Genomic DNA, 15,544 nt, shown 5'->3' with positions numbered 1-15,544 from the left:
CCGCGTGTGAGCCACGGAGGTCTGGCGGACCGTGTCTGGCGTCCAGGTTCGGGAGCGTCGGACGGCGAGGGTGTGCGGGCCCACGCCGCTCCGCGCCGCCTCGCTGGGGCCCGGCGCGTGGGGGCGGCGGGGGTGTGGGGGGTGGGGTCAGGTGTCGTCGGCGGGGAGGGTGTACATGCGGACGTACAGGGGGCGGGCGTCGGGTGGGGCCTCGTCCGCGGGATGGCTGTATTTCAGGAGCAGGGCCACGTAGGCGTCGTGGAACTCCCTGAGCTCGTCCTTGGTCATGCGGGCGAGCCCCCGGGAGCCCTTCACCCAGTCGGGGTCGGTCTGGAAGGCGGCGGGGAGGCGGTCCAGCAAGGCGCGGTCCTCCTCCAGCCCGATTCGGTGGAACTCGGTCAGGACCGCCTGATCCTCCGGGCCGAGGTCGCCGGGCTCGGGGAGGCGGATGTCCCTGGGGAGGTCGGCGCGGCGCCACCAGCGTTCGCGACCGGAGGAACGTTCGGGGATCTCCTCGATGAAACCGTACTTCTCCAGCTGGCGCAGGTGGTAGCTGGTGGTGCCGGTCTTGGCGCCGAGCAGTTCGCCGAGGGTGGTGGAGGTGGCGGGGCCATGGATGTTCAGGTGGGTCAGCATGCGGCGGCGCATGGGATGGGCCAGGGCTTTGAGCCGGTCGGGATCGTGAAGCACCAGGGGCTCGTCGTCCTTCATGAGGAGCAGGCTAGTCCTTGAGAACGATATCTGCAGACATGTCTTTGCCGAGATCTCTCTGCAGACTACTGTCGGCAGTATGCGAAACGTCTTCACGGCCTCTGCCGCCGTCTCCCTGAGCGCCGTCGCCGGTGTCCTGTTATGGCTCGGTACGCCCGGACTGGGGCGTACCGAGCCCGCCGCCGAGCTCACGTCGAACGCCGTAACGACCGCTGATCTCGCTTCGAAGGCCGGCGATGGACGGCGCGCCGCCGGGGCCGGGTCGATCCCGCCCGATCGCGCGGGCCCGGCGGTTCCGGGCACCCTGGCGGCTCCCAGTGGCCAGGCGGCTCCAGGCGGCTTGGCGGCTCTGGGTGGCCTCACGGTTCCGGGTGGCCAGGCGGCTCCAGGCGGCCTTGCGGTTCCGGGTGACCTGATGGTTCATGAGGTGACGTTCCGCGGCAGCGGCGGGTTGGAGCTGCACGGCAGTGTAATCAGCCCGTCAGCCAGCGTGATCAGCCCTTCCGGCGGCGCGGCACAGGCCCCGAGTACGCCGCAGCCCGGAGGCACAGCACAGACCGGGAGTACGCCCGAGACCGGAGGCACAGCACAGGCCGAGGGCACGTCGCAGACCGGGCGGGCGACTGGGGAGAGCCGGAACGGGGTGGCCGGGCGGGCTGGGGTTGTTCTGGTGCATGGGGCGGGGACGGGGACGCCTCGGGAGAAGTTGCTGGGTGAGGCCGTCGCCTTCGCCCGGCAGGGCCTGACCGTCCTGATCTACGACAAGCGTTCGGTGGGCTATTCGCTGTTCCAGCGGTCGTACGCGCAGCTCGCCGACGACGCGCTCGGCGCGGTCGCGACGCTGCGCAAGGAGCCCGGGGTCGATCCTGGCAAGGTCGGCGTCTGGGGGCTCAGCGAGGGCGGGTGGGTGGCGCCGCTCGCCGCCTCCAAGTCCAAGGACATCGCGTTCGTGGTGGTGGTCGGGGCCAACGCGTTGCGACCCCTGCGTCAGCAGTCGTGGGCCGTGGCGGCCGGGTTGCGCAAGGCGGGGGTCGGCGGGTCGCTGGTCGATCACGCCGAGCCGAACCTGTACCGGGTGATCGCGGACGGGGGCATGTTCCCGGAGCCCTACTACGACCCCGAGCCGGTCCTGGCCGCGGTACGGCAGCCGGTGCTGGCGATCTGGGGCGTGCACGACCTGCTGACCCCGCCCCGCGAGACGCCGCCGCTGTTCCGCGCGGCGTTGGAGAAGGGCGGCAACAGGCGGTACACGTTCCGGTTCTTCGAGAAGGCCGATCACGCGGCTCACGTGACCCCGGACGGCGGCGTCACGCGTCTGCCCGACCTCGCTCCCGGTTACGCCGAGCTGGTGGGCGGCTGGGTGGCGAAGGCGACCTCGGGTCGGGCTCCGGTCGCGGAGGTGTCGGGGCCCGCGCCCGTCCAGGCGGAGGATTCCGTCGGGACGCCGCCTCCCGCCTGGTGGGAGTCGGCCTTCGCGCAGACGGCGGTGCTGGCGCTGTTCCTGGCCGGGTTCGCCGGATATCCGGCGGTCGCCGCGGTCCGGCGGATCCGAGGCCGCGGCGCGGGCCGGGGCACCCCGGCCAAAGAAACGACACCGGCCCCAGGCACGCCGACCGAAGAAACGACAATGGCCCGAGGCACGTCGGTCAGGGGGACGGTGGCGGCTCGGGTGGTCAGTGCTGGAGGGCTGGGGGTGGTGATCGGCGGGTTCGCCTACCTGTTCTATCTGATCTCCACCGGCGGGAAGCTGGCCGCGCCCGGGCCGATGCTTCTCGGCAGGCCGCTCGTCTGGCTGGCGCTGCAGGCCGTGGCGGTGGCCACCGTCGTGGCGACGGTGTTCGCGGCCCGCACGTGGCGGCGGGAACGCGCGACCGGTGAGCGGGTACGGCTGGGCCTGCTCGTCGTGGCGGGTGTGGCCTTCGTTCCGTGGGCGTTCTATTGGGGTTTGCTACTTCCGTAGGGGTTCATGACACAAGAGCGTTCTATGCTGATCCCTGCGATACGGGGAGAGGTGACATGCAGACCCGGAAGGACCTCTACCAGGCTCATCGGCTGATGCAGCAGCGCCTGGGCATGGCGTTGCTGCAGGCTGAGCCCGATGTGCCGGAGACGCCCATGCGGCGGCTCAACGTGGCGATGTTCTGCGGCGTGCTCGTGGGCGTGCTCATCGCGGCGGTGTTCGGGATCTGGGGGCTGCTCAAGCCAGGTGGCGCGACGAACCTGACCGAGGCCGGCCAGCTCCTGGTCGAGGAGGAGACGGGCGCCACCTACGTCTACAGCCAGGAGCAGGGGCGGCTGCTGCCGACGGCCAACTACGTCTCGGCGCTGCTGCTGCTCGACGCGACCGACTTCAAGGTGCGCAACGTCTCCGCCGCGTCGCTGGCGACGCTGCCGCGCGGGCCGCTGGTGGGCATCGCGGGCGCGCCGGACAGCCTTCCGGCCCGCGAGAAGCTGGTGAAGGGCCCGTGGTCGGCCTGCGTGACCGAGCCGGCGCAGGCCGCCGGGGCGCGAGGGCCGTACGTCACGCTGGTGGGCGGACAGGACGTCGGCGGGACACCCGTGGGCGGCGACGCGCTGGTCGTCACGGACGGGCAGCAGGGCTGGGTGGTCTGGAACGACCGGCGCATGAAGGTGAGCGACACGGGTGTGCGCGCGCTCAACGCGCATCCCAGAAGGGTGCCCTCGACCTGGATCAACGCGATCCCTCCCGGCCCCGACTTCATGCCGCCGGCCATCACCGGCCTGGGCCGGCGCGCCGTCGCCCCCGGGGGCGGCAGGGGCGCGGTCGGTCAGGTCTACACCGTGAAGGGCATGGGCGGGGCCCCCGACCGCTGGTACGTGCTGCTCGCCGACGGCCTCGCCCCCGTCAACCTCACCCAGGCGACGCTGCTGCTCGCCGACCCGAAGACCAAGGCCGCGTACGGCAGGCGCGCCGCCGTCCCGATCGAGATCGACGCGGCCACCGCGAACGCCAGGACCTCCCGCGAGATCCTCACGGTCGGCGGCCTGCCGACGAGCCTGCCCAGAACGGTCACGTCCTCGGCGGCGCTGTGCGCGGTGTACGCCGACACGCAGAACGGCTCCGCGCAGGCGAAGATCACGGTCGGCGCGACGATGGCCATTCCCGTGCCCGCGGCCCGCAGCGACCAGGAGCACTTCGACCAGGTGCTGCTGCCCGCCGGAGGCGCGGCGCTGGGCGGCCTGCTGCCCGGGGACGGCCAGAAGGCGTTCATGCAGACCTACTTCCTGCTCACCGACCAGGGCAGGAAGTTCCCGCTGCAGAGCGGGGACCAGATCAACAAGCTGGGGTACGGCGCCGAGGACGTCACGCCGGTGCCCTACAACCTCGTCCACCTGATCCCGGAGGGCCCGGCGCTCGACCCGGCGGCGGCTCGGTCACCGATGCAGGTGACGGCCCAGTGAGCGACGCCCCGCCCGGAGACCGCCGGGCGGGGGTGTGACCCGGCTAGATGAGGCCGCCGCCGGGCAGGTTCATGCTCGGCATGCCGCCGTTCTTGCGCTGCAGGGTGCCGGGCGCCTCCTCGCTGGTGGGGGGCGCGTACTCCAGGGCGGCGGGTGCGAAGTCGGGCTTGGGGCGGCCCTGCTCGATGGACTTGGTCGCCATGGCGCACATGCCGTTCACCATGACGAGGACGCCGGTCAGCACCGCCACGGACTTCACCTTCTTGCTGACGACGTTCCTGAGGGCATGCCCGAGCGCGGTGAGGAAGCCGCTGATCGTGATCCTGGCCGCGAGCTTGCCTGGGCCGGGGATGAGATAGGACGCCAGCTCCCACACGGCTGCGAGCCCCATGGCGAAGGCCACCGCGACGGCGACCAGCACGGCCCAGTGGTAGACCGTGGCAATGTGCTCCATGCCGCCGCCGACGCCCTTGAAGTACGTCGAGGCGGCTTCCAGTTGCTCGGCGAACAGGTCCACGGACTCGCTGAACACGAACCAGGCCGGCCCCTTCCAGTACCCCTTCTCCTCGATGTCCTTCTTCAGCTTGACGAGCTCCGTCTTGATGGACTCGAAGTCCACCCCCGAATGGCCGTCGGTCGGCGCCACCCACTCCACCGCCGCCTTGGCTATGTCCCCCGGGTTGGACACGAGCGTCCCGATCATGAGCGCCAGGTTCCTGGCTATCGGGTACTGGCTCAGCACCAAGGCGGACGCGCCGGCCATGGCGGCCGCCGAGAGGATCTGCCACCGGTCGCTGTCGTATTGGGCCATCTCGTCCTGCCCTTTCTCACTCGCCGATGACCGGCGGTGCGATGTCCATGTCGTCCACCCAGTCGTTCTCGTCGCCGCGTACGTACTCGGCCTTCTCCCGATCGCGGTTCTGGTCGTTGCCGGCCGCGCCGCCCGACATGGGCATGAACGGCATGCCTGACATGCCCGGCATGCCGGCGCCGCGCCCGGCGGCGGCCGCTCCCGCGCCCGTGGTGGTCCCGCCGGGGCCCGACGAGCCGCCGTAGCCGCCCGTCGTGGGGTAATCGATGGGACGGCCGGTCAGATTGCCGGTGCCGGGAATGGCGGAGTTCAGGGCGTTGGGGTCCAGACCGGACAGCTTGGTCTGGGACGGGTCCGGGATGCCGTGGTTGAGCTGGTCCTCGATGGACGGCGTCTTCGGCAGGTTCGTGTTCAGCCCGTTGGGGTCCGGCAGGTTCGGGTTCAGCTTGCTGGGGTCGGGATAGTCGGGCTTCGGGATGTTCTGGTCCGGCAGCTTGTTGTCCGGCAACTTGTCGTCGGGCAACTTGTCGTCGGGGAACTTGTCGTCCGGCAGCTTGTTGTCGGGGAGCTTGTTGTCGGGGAGCTTGTTGTCCGGGAGCTTGTCGTCCGGCATGTCGATCGGTGGCATCTTGCCGCCCCCGCCGCCCAAGCTGTTCGGGTCGATGCCGCCCGGACCGGGCCCGGTGGGCCCGCCGGGACCGGTGGGATTGTCGTCGCCGTACTGGCTGATCAGGCCGTCGTTGTCCTTGTCGACCTTCTCGTAGTTCTTCTCGAGCTGCTCAAGTGCGGTCTTGTAGTCGCGCAGGGCGGTCCTGGCCATGCTGATCACGCCGCTCGCGCCGCCCTTGATCTGGTCGTGGGCGTACGAGAGGCCGATGCCGACGATGCCGAACCCGGGGAAGTCGACGCTGATCGCCTTGGTGTTCGTCTCGATCGTGCCCATGCCGGGCTCCTGCTCGGCCATGTTGCTGCCGAGCTCGCTGATCTTCTTGTCCTTGAACTGGATCGTGGCCCCGGCGAGGGAGCCCCCCTGCGGGTATTGCCCCAGACCAGGCGTGGTGCTCTCCCCTGCGCCCATCCGACCCTCCCTGTCCGAAAACTGCGTTTTGCACAGTCCTGGCTACGATATCGACAAATATCAACTTTTAGCGTGAACACTTTGCGAATGATCTAGACTGGCCGTTGATCAGGATGGCAGCCTTTCCCATATGCGGATCAAGACCCTGATTGTGGGCGCGTGCGGCATCGCCGCGTTGCCCCTCACCGGCACCAGCGCGGCCAGCGCCAGCGCCGCCGTCGTCCACCAGCTTCCGTTCCCGTGTGGCGAGACCTGGACCGGCGACAGCAACGACAGCAGCGCGCACACCGGTGGCTACGAGATCGACTTCAACGGCTCGTACAACGACGGCAACGCCGACATGGGCCGTACCGTGGTGGCCTCGGCGGCCGGCAAGGTCATCATGTCGGAGTACCGGACCACCGACGGCTTCGGCAACGTGGTCAAGATCCGGCACGCCGACGGCAGCGTCTCGCTGTACGCCCACATGAAGAAGCGCACGGTCTCCGTGGGCGCGAACGTCGCGCAGGGCCAGCAGGTCGGCCAGGTGGGCAACACCTCGGCCAAGTACAAGGGCATCATCGCCCACCTGCACTACGAGCAGCGCACGTCGTCGGGCAAGATCGTGGCGGCCAGGTTCAACGGCGCCACCTTCGGCTACACCCACCAGACGCTGAAGTCGAACAACTGCCAGGGCGGCGGCGGCACGCCCGCGCCGGCCAACCCGGGCAAGCCCAGCACCGGCGGCGGCAACCCGTACTCGGCCGAGCAGGTCTGCGGCGCGGGCTACAAGCAGATCGACTCCGCGCCGCTCGGCAACCAGGGCCGGGTCGTCCTGCTGTACTCCGCCTCCACCGGCCAGAACTGCGTCACCACGCTGCGCAACAGCGGCGCGGGCAAGGCGGCCGTGCGGGCCTACCTGGAGGTCAAGGGCAAGGCCAGGAGCACCGACGCGGGCAGCTACCAGTACTACGCCGGTCCGGTCCGGGCCAAGGCCCTGCGTACCTGCGTGAAGTGGGGCGGCGCGATCGGCTCCAACGCGTACGACAGCCCCTTCGAGCACTGCGGCTGACGCTGCGGCCGACACGGGGGCCGATACTGCGGCTGACACTGGGGCTGACGCGACCGCGCGTCCATGAGCGGGGCGGCGCCTGCGGGCGCCCCCCGCACTTGCGTTCCCCGCGCTTGCGTTCCCCGCGCTTGCGTTCCCCGCGCTTGCGTTCCCCGCGCTTGCGTTCCCCGCGCTTGCGTTCCCCGCGCTTGCGTTCCCCGCACGGGGAACGGCTCGCGGCCGGGCAGCGGGCCGCGCGCCAGGGGCGGGCCGGTCGCGAGGATCGGCCCGCGGGCGTGGTGCGGCGGCTCCGGGCGCCGGGTGAGCGCGCAGCGCGGCCTCAGGTGAGCGTGCTCGGCGTGGTGCCCTCCGGGCCGCCCCACACGTCGTCGTCCTCGGCGAGCCAGGTCGTGTTCTCGCTGTCGCGCTTCTCGCCGCTCTCGCCGCCACGAGCGGGCATTCCGCCCATCATGCCGGGGGAGACGAAGCCGCCCGCGCCGCCGGCGCCGCGCATGGCGGCGCCCGCCGCCCCGCCCTCGCCCGCTGCGAAGCCGCCCGCGGTCCCCGATCCCACGCCGCCGCCACCGTAGGGCGAGCCGCCCGTAGTCGTGGGATAGGCGCCGTTGGGCATTCCCGACATGGACGGGTCGTACCCGGCCAGCTGCGTGGTGCCGTCGCCGGCGCCCGAGGGCAGGTCGGCGGTCGAAGCCGTCGGCGCGGAGCCCAGAGAGGCGCCGTTCAGCGCCGAGGAGTCGCCCCCGCCGTACGGGTTGTCCCCGGGGTCGTAGCCCTGGACGCCGCCGACGTTCACGCCGGAGCCGTTCGTGCCGGAGCCGTCGGGATAGTGGACCGCCGGGTAGGCGCCCGCTCCCCCGTCACCCGGCATCTTGCCGTCGATGTACCCGGGGCCGCCCGGCACCGCGTCCGGACCGAACGAGGAGACGGGGTAGACGCCCGGCCCGCCCTTGCCGTCCACGCCCGGCGCCCCCGGCCCGATCCCGCCGCCGTAGTTGTAGTTCGGCAGCTCCGGGACGCTCGGGTCGGGCAGCGCGCTCTGGACCTCGGAGGGCAGCTGCTTGTAGTGCTCGACGATGCGCTCGTTGACCTTCTTGAGGTGCTCGACGGCCCGCTTGTCCCCGCGGTACAGCCGGTAGAACGGCACCCGCCCGGCCCAGTCCACGTCGCGGTCGGTACGCGAGTCGTGGTCCATCGACTCGACCACGTTGGCCTGCGCCCAGTTCAGCGTCTGGCCGTACCCATGGACCGGGCGGCCCATGTCGCCGAGCTTCTTGGCCAGCTCGCGGACGCTGGCGTGCAGGGTCTGGAGCTGCTTCTGCGTCTCGACGGCGGCCGGGCCCGTGTAGTGCTCGGCCAGTTCGGCCGCCTTGGCCTTCAGGTCGCCGGCGAAACCGTTCAGCAGCGCCTCGGCCCGCGTGTAATAGAGGCCGGCGAGCTTCACCGACTCCGGGTCGGTGGCGTCGATCCAGTCCTTGACCTGGTCGAGCGTGTCGGTGAACATGCTCCCCAGGAACGACACCTCCGGGGTGGAGGTGTCGACCGGGCCGGTGTTGTAGATGAGCTTGAGCGTCTGCTTCTTCGGCTCGGCCATGGGTGTCAGACCTCCCGCCGCGCGGCGGCTTCCTCGTTCGCCTGCTCGGCCCCGCCGGACGCCTTGGCGATGTCGAGCAGCGCCTCCACCGTGCTGTCGCCCTGCCCGACCATGGAGGCGTACAGGCCGCCGGTGGAGCCGGGCTCGCCGATCAGCTGCGCGTAGGCCGAGTTGACCGCCAGCCCGAAGTGCATGGCGGCGGGCCACTCGCCCATCTGGTTCTGGCTGAGCGCGCAGTAGCGCTGGAGATCGGGCAGCGAGCCGGCGCCGGCGGGCAGCTGCGGATCGGGGACCTTGGCCCCCGGCGCGGTCAGGAACTGCGTCACCGGCTGGGGCGAGGGGGTCTTGAGCTTCTTGAGCAGCTCGTTCAGCTCGCCGGCGATGCGCTTGATCTCCGTGCGGTTGGTGTAGTTGTCCTTGTCCCCGTCGAGGCCGGGCCAGTTGGAGTCCAGTTCGAGCGCCATGGCCGCCTCCTTAGCCGATCACCGGTGAGATGGAGCCTTCCTGGTGGCTCCACACGTCGTTGTCCTCCTTCAGGAGGGTCGAGGTCTCGACCTGTCCCTCCTCGGGAGCCGGTCCGCCGCCGCCGCCGCCGAACGGCATGAACGGCATGCCCGCGCCGCCCATCGCGCCCGCCCTGGCCGCCGCCGCGGGCGCGCTGCCCTGGACGTACGAGCCGGGGCCGCCGATCACCGCGGGCGTCCCCCCGGACGGCGAGGGGTAGGCGGGCTGGGTCACGAACGGCTGGTTCGGGGTGCCGGGGTACCCGGGGGTGGTCGTCGGGTGGTAACCGGCGGTCTCCGTGGCGCGCGGGTCGCGGACGTCCACGTCCGGCGACTGGGTGCCGCGGTCGCCGGTGGTGTTGTTGTCGAGCACGGGAGGCGTGGTGCCGTCGCCGGTGGTGGCCGAGCCGGCGGACCCTGCTCCGGTGTCCTGGCCGCCCGGCTGGCCGGAGCCCGGCGTGTCCGTCCCGGGGGTGTCCGGCCGGTCGGTGCCGGGGGTGTCGCCGCCGGGGTTCTGGTCCCCGGGGCGGTGGTCGGTGCCGTTGCCGCCGTCGTTGCCGCCGGTGCCCGAGCCGCCCGATCCGCCGGAGCCGCCCGAACCGCCTGATCCGCCGGAGCCGCCGTGCGTGCCGGAGCCGGTCGAGCCGCCCGTGCCGCCGCTGTCATGGCCGCCGCCGGTCCAGTACGCGCCCTTCCGGTACGTCGAGGGGTCGGTGAGCGGCATGTCCCGTTCGGGAGCCGGCGCCTCGGCGGGCTTCACCTCGGGCAGCTCGACGACGACGCTCTCCGGGATCCGGAAGTCGTACAGGTCGACGATGTGGTTGTTGAGCTTCTCCAGCGCCCGCCGGGCGACGTCGGCCTGCATCTCCGTGGGCGACTTGGTGAGGCCCGGCGTGGGCTCCGGCGCGTGGTCGATCACCGGCGGCGTGTGTGACGGCGACGGCGACGGCGACGGCGTCGTGGACGGCGGCTTCGGCGCCGGTCCCGGCGAGGGCGCCGGGACCGCCGTCTTCTGGTTCTTGGCCGCCTCGACCTCTTCGATCGCCTTGGGCAGGTAGTCGCGCCCGTACAGGATCAGCGCCTCGGACATCTTCTCCATGGCCTCGGCGATCTCGTGCCCCGAGGCGTTGAGCAGCTGGAGCGCCCGCTGCGCCTGGGCGGAGCTGTCCGACCGCCAGGCGCCGGACAGATCCTTGCCGATCTGCGGCAGCGCGTCGGCCACCCCGCGGATGACCTTGGCCACCTGCTTGTAGGACAGGCCCCGGTCGTGCACCTCCATGGCGGAGGTCGCCTTGAGCCATCCCTCGATCTGCTCCCGCGACGCGGTGACCGGCTCGCTCTTCGGCCGCCGGGAATTGTCACGGATGTCGACCTTGCGCTCAGCCAACGCTGCTCACTCTCGGCCCGGGTTCGTCTTGGCGTAACTGTCGGCGCTGTCCCTGATGGCCTTGACCAGTTTCTGGCAGCACTCGACGTAGTCCTGGTACAGGGCGGTCAGCAGCGCTCCGCGGCCCTCCATGGACCCCTGGCCGCCGGAGTCCGCGCCGGTGCTGCCCACGCTGTGCGCGAGGGCGCTGGCCGCCGGCCACCGCCCTATGTGCTCCTCGCCCAGCGCGAAGTACCTCGTGAGGGTCTCCACCGAGCCGGTGACGCCGTCCCTGTTGCCGCCGGCGCCCTGCGTGCCCGCCAGGGCGATCTCCAGGTCGTCGGCGATGGCCCGCATCTTGCCCACGTTGTAGTAGAGCTCGGCGTCGGTGTCGTCGAGCCCCGGCCACGGTTCGGGTTCGAGCCCGGCCATGATCCTCCCCTCACCAGGCTCGGCCACCGCGCGGGTGGCCGAGCAGAAGACGTCAGCCGTCGTACCAGATGGACTTGTTGCGGTTCTCGGCCGCGCGGTAGTTCTCGTTCGCGATCTGGACGGCCTTCTGCAGCTCGTCCAGCTGCCCGCGCATCTGGGCGGCCGCGGCCTGCCACTTCTGCTCGTGCTGCCGGAAGAACGACTCGGCGCCGTCCGGGCCCTCCCAATGGCCGGCCAGGTCGTTCTTCAGCCGGGTCATCAGGTCGTCGGTGGCCTGCTCGAAGGAACCGAGGATCTGGATGAAGTCGCTCTGGGCGAGCTCCATGTGCCCAAAGTTGACTTTGGTGAAGTCGAGCTCAGCGGACACCGCGGTCCCCCTCCTACTTGATGTCGACGTTGATCAGGGACTCGACGCGGCCCATACCGGCCTGGACGTCCTGGTCGGCCGCGGAGTAGACGACCGCGTTGACGCCCATCTTGTCGGCGATGTCCTCCAGGTCGGTCCGTACGTTCCGCATGGAGTTGTCCCAGTTGGTCATGGCGTTCTTGAACCGGGCCGCCGCCGGGCCGAGCCATCCGGTGTTGAGGAGACCGTTGGCGGTCGTCTCGACCGACACCCTCAGACCCTCGATGTACTGGGCGGTGTCCACCACGTGGCCAGAGGCCACCTTGATCTGGCTCGGGCTTGCCCCAAAGAATTCGGACACTCGTCACCTCCGTAACGATCATTTCGGTCGCTAACCCATATAAGCACCAAAGAGCCCAGGAGTAACAGCAGACTCAATGGCCAAGATGTAACAACTTCTCGACATGTCAGCAAACGCCCTGGTCAATCACAGGTCCAGTTCGCGACGGATTCTGTCGAGTTCTCCCATAACGTCCTCGAAGGCCCGTTCGTAGCTGGCCTCCGCCTTGCGGACGTGGCGCAGCGCGCGGTCGGGGTTCTCCATCATGCGCAGCGGGTTGCCGGCCTCGCCGAACATCTCCGTCATGAGCTCGTCGGCCTGGCGCTGGAGGTCGGCGGTCGCCTCCTCGATGGCGGCCTTGATCCGCTCCGACAGCTCGACCGCGCTCAGTCGCATCGCCTTCGGCCGGATGTCCAGGGTGCGCAGGCCCTCGTGGGCGTACTCGACGACGACCAGGTGGCCTTCGTCCTCCCCCCGGCCCACCAGGGCGGACATGGCCTTCTGCAGCTCCTCGGACTTGCTGAGCTGCTGGTCCATGCTGTCAATGAGCCGGTCCATGTCGATGTTGCCGAAGTCCCCGAAATCCGTCACCGACACCATCCCTCCCATAGGGCACATCCGTGCGAGTTAACCACAATCAGGGCTTCGTGGTGGTCACTTCGGGGACGACCCAGTCGAAGTTCTGGTAGCCGGCGGGCAACTGGCCGGGCGCGGCGGGCTCCTGGAAGGAGGGCAGGTTTCTGGCGTCGATCGTGGCCCGGCCGAAGTCGATGGCGGCCGCGCCCTCCGGCAGCACGAAGCCGAACTGGTGCTGCTTCCTGACCAGCGTCCCGAGCACCTGCATGCCGCCCCTGAGCAGCTGCGCCAGCGCCCCCGTCATGACCGCGGCGGCGCTGATCATCGCCGTGCCGACGAGGTGCTCCAGGATCATCCCGGCCGCCGCGACCTGCGGGACCGGCGTGGTCTTCATCCGCAGGGCCGCGAGCAGCAGCGTGATCCCCGACACGACCGTCGAGCCGATCTGCATCCAGTAGTTGCGGACCCCGGCGGCCACCTCGTCCAGCACGCCGCCGATCTCGCCGAACGAGTTGCGCAGCGCCCCGATCTCCTGGTGGAACAGCGCCTGCACGCGGCCGAACTCCGTCTGGTCGGCGGCGATCCAGCCGGTCCTGGAGGTGGCCAGGATCTGCGGCATGAGGTTCTTGACGCCGTCGTCGAGGCGGGCGCTGATGCCGTACTTCCAGGTGTTGGCCGCCTCGGCCATGGCGAACTCGTCCGCCGCGCCCACCGCCACGATGCCCGCCACGGCCACCAGGTACGGCGAGAACCGGCCCACGCTCCTCAGCAGGTTCAGCACCCTCGTGCTGAGCGACTCCGCGGAGCCGGCGCCGGCGCCGACCGGGCCGAACTTGCCGGTGGCCGGGTTGAGCGGGATCGACGGCGACCGCGGCGGCCCGACGGAGCCGCCCTTGTTGACCGCCTTCAGCAGGGAACCGCCGCCGCCCGAGCCGCCCCGGCCCTTGTTGACGGCCTTGAGGTAGGGGTCGCTCATTTGCGGTACTGGATGATGCTGGCGTCCTCGGCCGCGCGCCAGTTGCGCTCGCAGACGGTCAGCGCGCCGCACCAGCCGTCCAGGGCGTCCTCGGCCTCCGTCATCAGGCCCTCGGCGCGGTCCATGACGGACCGGTACGTGCCGGCGATGATCATGTTGCCCAGGACGCCGAAGCCCAGGCCGTCCACGGCCGTGAGCGGGACCAGGCCCTTGACGAAGCCGATGATCTCCTTCTTCAGCTCGGACTCCACCCGTTGCCGCGTCTTGCCGATGGTCGCCGAGGTGATATGGATTTCCCGATTCGTTGCCACGACGCCCGATTGTTGCGGCGCTTTGCCCCTGTTTCAGCCCTCCTTGCGCGGTTTTCTTGATCACTTCAGGGACCGGCCAGCCGCCGCTCCCCGTTCGTTAACCTCCGGGCGGTGGCGTGCCGGACATGGACCCCATCGACTTCGACCCCGACGACCTCGACCGCGTGATCAGCGAGAGCGAACGCTCGGTCCGCAACCTGGCCGGCGCGCTGGACGAGCTCAGCCGGGTCACCGGCCAGGGCGAGAGCCGCAGCGGCGCCGTCACCGCGCGCGTGGACGCCGGCGGCCGCCTGGACGACCTGCGGCTGGCGCCCAGGACGAGCCGCATGGAGCTGGACGAGCTGACCGGCGAGATCCTCCAGGCCGTCCGCGCCGCCCAGGACGACCAGGCGCGCAGGCTCAGGGACGTGCTCCCGCCCACCTCGTTCGGCGGCCTGTCGGCCGAGGCCGTCACCCGGCGCTTCCAGGACCTCCAGGACGGCTTCTCGCGGCAGATGCACGACCGCCTCGACGCCCTGGAGACCATCCGCCGCCGCGCCCTGTCGGACGGCTGAGCCGGTCAACCGGCCAGGCCGCGCACCCAGGCGTAGACCTCCAGCACCCCGAGCGCCAGCGGCACCAGCGCGACGATCAGCGCCCATTCGGTGATGTCGGCGGCCCTCCCCCAGAACGGCGAGGGCCTGCCGCCGGGCAGCCACACGCCCATGCCGACGACCACCATGGCCGCCCACAGCAGCCCGAGCACCACGGCCACCGAGGCCACGCCGCCCACGCCGATCCCGACGGACACGGCCACCGCGGCGAGCGCGCCCAGCCCGACCAGCAGCAGCCACAACCGCTGCCCGACGCCCTGGAACACCCGGGCCCGCATGATCTGCGTGAACGCCAGCACCAGGGACATCGCCACCGAGATCCACCGGCCGTCCGCGACGAACAGCGCGTGCGCCCCGGCCCCGACCAGCGCGACGCCCACGACCATGCCGGTCGCGTACCGCCGCGCCGCGCCGGTGCGCTCCAGCACCGAGGCGCTGTCGAGCCGCTGGTTGTCGCCGCGCAGCTCCTCGGCGTTGGTGGGCATGGCCGGCAGCGGCACGCGGGCCAGCCGGAACGACAACACGGGCACCAGCGGGCTGAGCGCCATCACGAAGGCCGCGCCCACGGCCGCCACGCCCGCGGGCGACGCCCCGGTCACCATGACCACGGCCGCGCAGATCGCGCCGGTCATCGAGGCGATGGCCGTGCCGAGGAAGCCCGGCACGCCGTCGGCGATCGCGGTGCCGCCGAGCGTGGCCACCAGCGCGGTGCAGGCCAGGGCTCCGAGCAGTTGCGGCGCGCCGATGGTCATCAGCCCGCCGCCGGCCGCCGGGGCCAGCAGCCCGGCCAGGAACGCGTACGGGAGGGCGGCGTAGCCGATCAGCGCGCCGGAGCCCGAGTCGCCGACCGCGCGCGAGATGGCCATCCCCACGCCGACGACCAGCAGCGCGAGCGACCCGGCCACGATCGCGGTCACCATCGGGGTCAGGCCGCCGAAGGCCAGCGCCACGGCGCCGGCGACGAGCAGCCCGCAGGCCGCCCCGCCGCCGAGCCCGCGGGTCAGCTCGGGCGACCACTTGCCCTTGCCCTCGCGCACGCCGGTGGCGACCACGTCGGCGACGTCGTCGAACCTGGCCGGCGGCAGCGACACCGCGCGCGGGCGCAGGTAGAGGATCTCGCCGTCCAGCACGCCGAGCGCGCCGAGGCTCTGTCCCAGGTCGAAGGGAGGGCCGCCGAGCCGCTGGAGCGTCCAGCCGGGCGCGGTGGCGATGTCGCCGCCCAGCTCGCCCATGGCTCTGAGCAACCCCGGCAGGACGTGCGGCAGCGGGATGTCGGCGGGCAGTGCCAGGTCGGCCTTCCTGCGCGGCCCCACCACCGTCACGTGGCACAGCGGCGGGAGCGGAGCGGGCACCTGGTGCAACGCGCCCTGCTGTGGAGGAGGGATTTCGGCCAGCGATGTCACAAACCCAACATAGCGAGACAGAGTTAACTCAGACCT

17 protein-coding genes are annotated in these 15,544 nt (G+C 71.1%); 4 read left to right on the top strand and 13 right to left on the bottom strand.

The features are described from left to right. Positions 1–147: 147 nt before the first annotated feature. Positions 148–711, bottom strand: a complete 564-nt coding sequence (locus AB0J71_RS08935) for a helix-turn-helix domain-containing protein (RefSeq protein ID WP_352325807.1) — start codon at positions 709–711, stop codon at positions 148–150. A 706-nt stretch (positions 712–1,417) separates the two neighbouring features. Between AB0J71_RS08935 and AB0J71_RS08930 the strand changes: the two genes are divergently transcribed. Next, positions 1,418–2,671 carry a prolyl oligopeptidase family serine peptidase gene (locus AB0J71_RS08930; RefSeq protein ID WP_364413500.1) on the top strand — a complete coding sequence of 418 codons (1,254 nt, stop codon included), beginning with the start codon at positions 1,418–1,420 and terminating at the stop codon, positions 2,669–2,671. Between the two features lie 56 nt (positions 2,672–2,727). Beyond that, positions 2,728–4,134, top strand: coding sequence for a type VII secretion protein EccB (eccB, locus tag AB0J71_RS08925; RefSeq protein WP_352325316.1), 1,407 nt, complete (start codon positions 2,728–2,730; stop codon positions 4,132–4,134). Positions 4,135–4,177: 43 nt separating this feature from the next. Here the strand turns inward: eccB and AB0J71_RS08920 are convergent, their stop codons facing one another. Further along, positions 4,178–4,945 (bottom strand): hypothetical protein, encoded by a 768-nt coding sequence (locus tag AB0J71_RS08920; RefSeq protein ID WP_352325317.1) that lies wholly within the window; start codon positions 4,943–4,945, stop codon positions 4,178–4,180. A 16-nt stretch (positions 4,946–4,961) separates the two neighbouring features. Further along, entirely contained in the window at positions 4,962–6,023 is a 1,062-nt protein-coding gene (locus AB0J71_RS08915; RefSeq protein ID WP_364413498.1) for a hypothetical protein, read from the bottom strand. A 130-nt stretch (positions 6,024–6,153) separates the two neighbouring features. Here AB0J71_RS08915 and AB0J71_RS08910 point away from each other — a divergent pair, with 130 nt between their 5' ends. After that, a complete protein-coding gene (locus tag AB0J71_RS08910) occupies positions 6,154–7,074 on the top strand; it encodes a M23 family metallopeptidase (protein ID WP_364413496.1) in 921 nt (306 codons plus the stop codon). A 319-nt stretch (positions 7,075–7,393) separates the two neighbouring features. On the opposite strand, the gene AB0J71_RS08905 is transcribed toward AB0J71_RS08910, so the two are convergent. The 9 genes from AB0J71_RS08905 to AB0J71_RS08865 all read right to left on the bottom strand — a co-directional run bounded on the left by AB0J71_RS08905 (position 7,394) and on the right by AB0J71_RS08865 (position 13,512). After that, on the bottom strand, positions 7,394–8,662 hold the full coding sequence (locus tag AB0J71_RS08905; protein ID WP_364413494.1) for a hypothetical protein: 1,269 nt from the start codon (positions 8,660–8,662) through the stop codon (positions 7,394–7,396). 5 nt (positions 8,663–8,667) lie between these two features. Next, a complete protein-coding gene (locus AB0J71_RS08900; RefSeq protein ID WP_364413492.1) occupies positions 8,668–9,126 on the bottom strand; it encodes a hypothetical protein in 459 nt (152 codons plus the stop codon). 10 nt (positions 9,127–9,136) lie between these two features. Further along, complete coding sequence (locus AB0J71_RS08895) at positions 9,137–10,552, bottom strand: hypothetical protein (protein WP_364413490.1); 1,416 nt, start codon at positions 10,550–10,552, stop codon at positions 9,137–9,139. A 6-nt stretch (positions 10,553–10,558) separates the two neighbouring features. Further along, positions 10,559–10,963 carry a hypothetical protein gene (locus AB0J71_RS08890; RefSeq protein ID WP_352325323.1) on the bottom strand — a complete coding sequence of 135 codons (405 nt, stop codon included), beginning with the start codon at positions 10,961–10,963 and terminating at the stop codon, positions 10,559–10,561. A 52-nt stretch (positions 10,964–11,015) separates the two neighbouring features. Continuing rightward, positions 11,016–11,330, bottom strand: a complete 315-nt coding sequence (locus tag AB0J71_RS08885) for a WXG100 family type VII secretion target (RefSeq protein WP_352325324.1) — start codon at positions 11,328–11,330, stop codon at positions 11,016–11,018. 13 nt (positions 11,331–11,343) lie between these two features. After that, the gene (locus AB0J71_RS08880) at positions 11,344–11,670 is read right to left on the bottom strand and encodes a WXG100 family type VII secretion target (RefSeq protein WP_352325325.1); all 327 of its coding nucleotides are present in this window, start codon (positions 11,668–11,670) and stop codon (positions 11,344–11,346) included. 126 nt (positions 11,671–11,796) lie between these two features. After that, positions 11,797–12,249: a YbaB/EbfC family nucleoid-associated protein gene (locus AB0J71_RS08875; protein WP_364413702.1), complete on the bottom strand. Its 453-nt coding sequence runs from the start codon at positions 12,247–12,249 to the stop codon at positions 11,797–11,799. A 37-nt stretch (positions 12,250–12,286) separates the two neighbouring features. Next, complete coding sequence (locus AB0J71_RS08870) at positions 12,287–13,201, bottom strand: hypothetical protein (RefSeq protein WP_352325328.1); 915 nt, start codon at positions 13,199–13,201, stop codon at positions 12,287–12,289. Next, positions 13,198–13,512, bottom strand: coding sequence for a hypothetical protein (locus tag AB0J71_RS08865; protein WP_352325330.1), 315 nt, complete (start codon positions 13,510–13,512; stop codon positions 13,198–13,200). Before AB0J71_RS08865 ends, AB0J71_RS08870 begins: the two co-directional genes overlap by 4 nt. A gap of 125 nt (positions 13,513–13,637) precedes the next feature. Between AB0J71_RS08865 and AB0J71_RS08860 the strand changes: the two genes are divergently transcribed. Beyond that, positions 13,638–14,066 (top strand): YbaB/EbfC family nucleoid-associated protein, encoded by a 429-nt coding sequence (locus AB0J71_RS08860; protein WP_364413488.1) that lies wholly within the window; start codon positions 13,638–13,640, stop codon positions 14,064–14,066. 5 nt (positions 14,067–14,071) lie between these two features. Here the strand turns inward: AB0J71_RS08860 and eccD are convergent, their stop codons facing one another. Next, the gene (gene eccD / locus AB0J71_RS08855; RefSeq protein WP_352325332.1) at positions 14,072–15,508 is read right to left on the bottom strand and encodes a type VII secretion integral membrane protein EccD; all 1,437 of its coding nucleotides are present in this window, start codon (positions 15,506–15,508) and stop codon (positions 14,072–14,074) included. Between the last annotated feature and the right edge of the window lie 36 nt (positions 15,509–15,544).

It is taken from the genome of Nonomuraea sp. NPDC049637, from assembly GCF_040675235.1.
Classification (GTDB): domain Bacteria; phylum Actinomycetota; class Actinomycetes; order Streptosporangiales; family Streptosporangiaceae; genus Nonomuraea.
The sequence above is the reverse complement of the archived record's forward strand: the minus strand, read 5'-3'. Positions and strand labels throughout refer to the sequence as shown.

Coding starts and splice junctions, on each gene's coding strand:
- AB0J71_RS08935 (WP_352325807.1), bottom strand. CDS start 711: ATGAAGGACGACGAGCCCCTGGTGCTTCACGATCCCGACCGGCTCAAA.
- eccB (WP_352325316.1), top strand. CDS start 2,728: ATGCAGACCCGGAAGGACCTCTACCAGGCTCATCGGCTGATGCAGCAG.
- AB0J71_RS08920 (WP_352325317.1), bottom strand. CDS start 4,945: ATGGCCCAATACGACAGCGACCGGTGGCAGATCCTCTCGGCGGCCGCC.
- AB0J71_RS08915 (WP_364413498.1), bottom strand. CDS start 6,023: ATGGGCGCAGGGGAGAGCACCACGCCTGGTCTGGGGCAATACCCGCAG.
- AB0J71_RS08910 (WP_364413496.1), top strand. CDS start 6,154: ATGCGGATCAAGACCCTGATTGTGGGCGCGTGCGGCATCGCCGCGTTG.
- AB0J71_RS08905 (WP_364413494.1), bottom strand. CDS start 8,662: ATGGCCGAGCCGAAGAAGCAGACGCTCAAGCTCATCTACAACACCGGC.
- AB0J71_RS08900 (WP_364413492.1), bottom strand. CDS start 9,126: ATGGCGCTCGAACTGGACTCCAACTGGCCCGGCCTCGACGGGGACAAG.
- AB0J71_RS08890 (WP_352325323.1), bottom strand. CDS start 10,963: ATGGCCGGGCTCGAACCCGAACCGTGGCCGGGGCTCGACGACACCGAC.
- AB0J71_RS08875 (WP_364413702.1), bottom strand. CDS start 12,249: ATGGTGTCGGTGACGGATTTCGGGGACTTCGGCAACATCGACATGGAC.
- AB0J71_RS08870 (WP_352325328.1), bottom strand. CDS start 13,201: ATGAGCGACCCCTACCTCAAGGCCGTCAACAAGGGCCGGGGCGGCTCG.
- AB0J71_RS08860 (WP_364413488.1), top strand. CDS start 13,638: ATGGACCCCATCGACTTCGACCCCGACGACCTCGACCGCGTGATCAGC.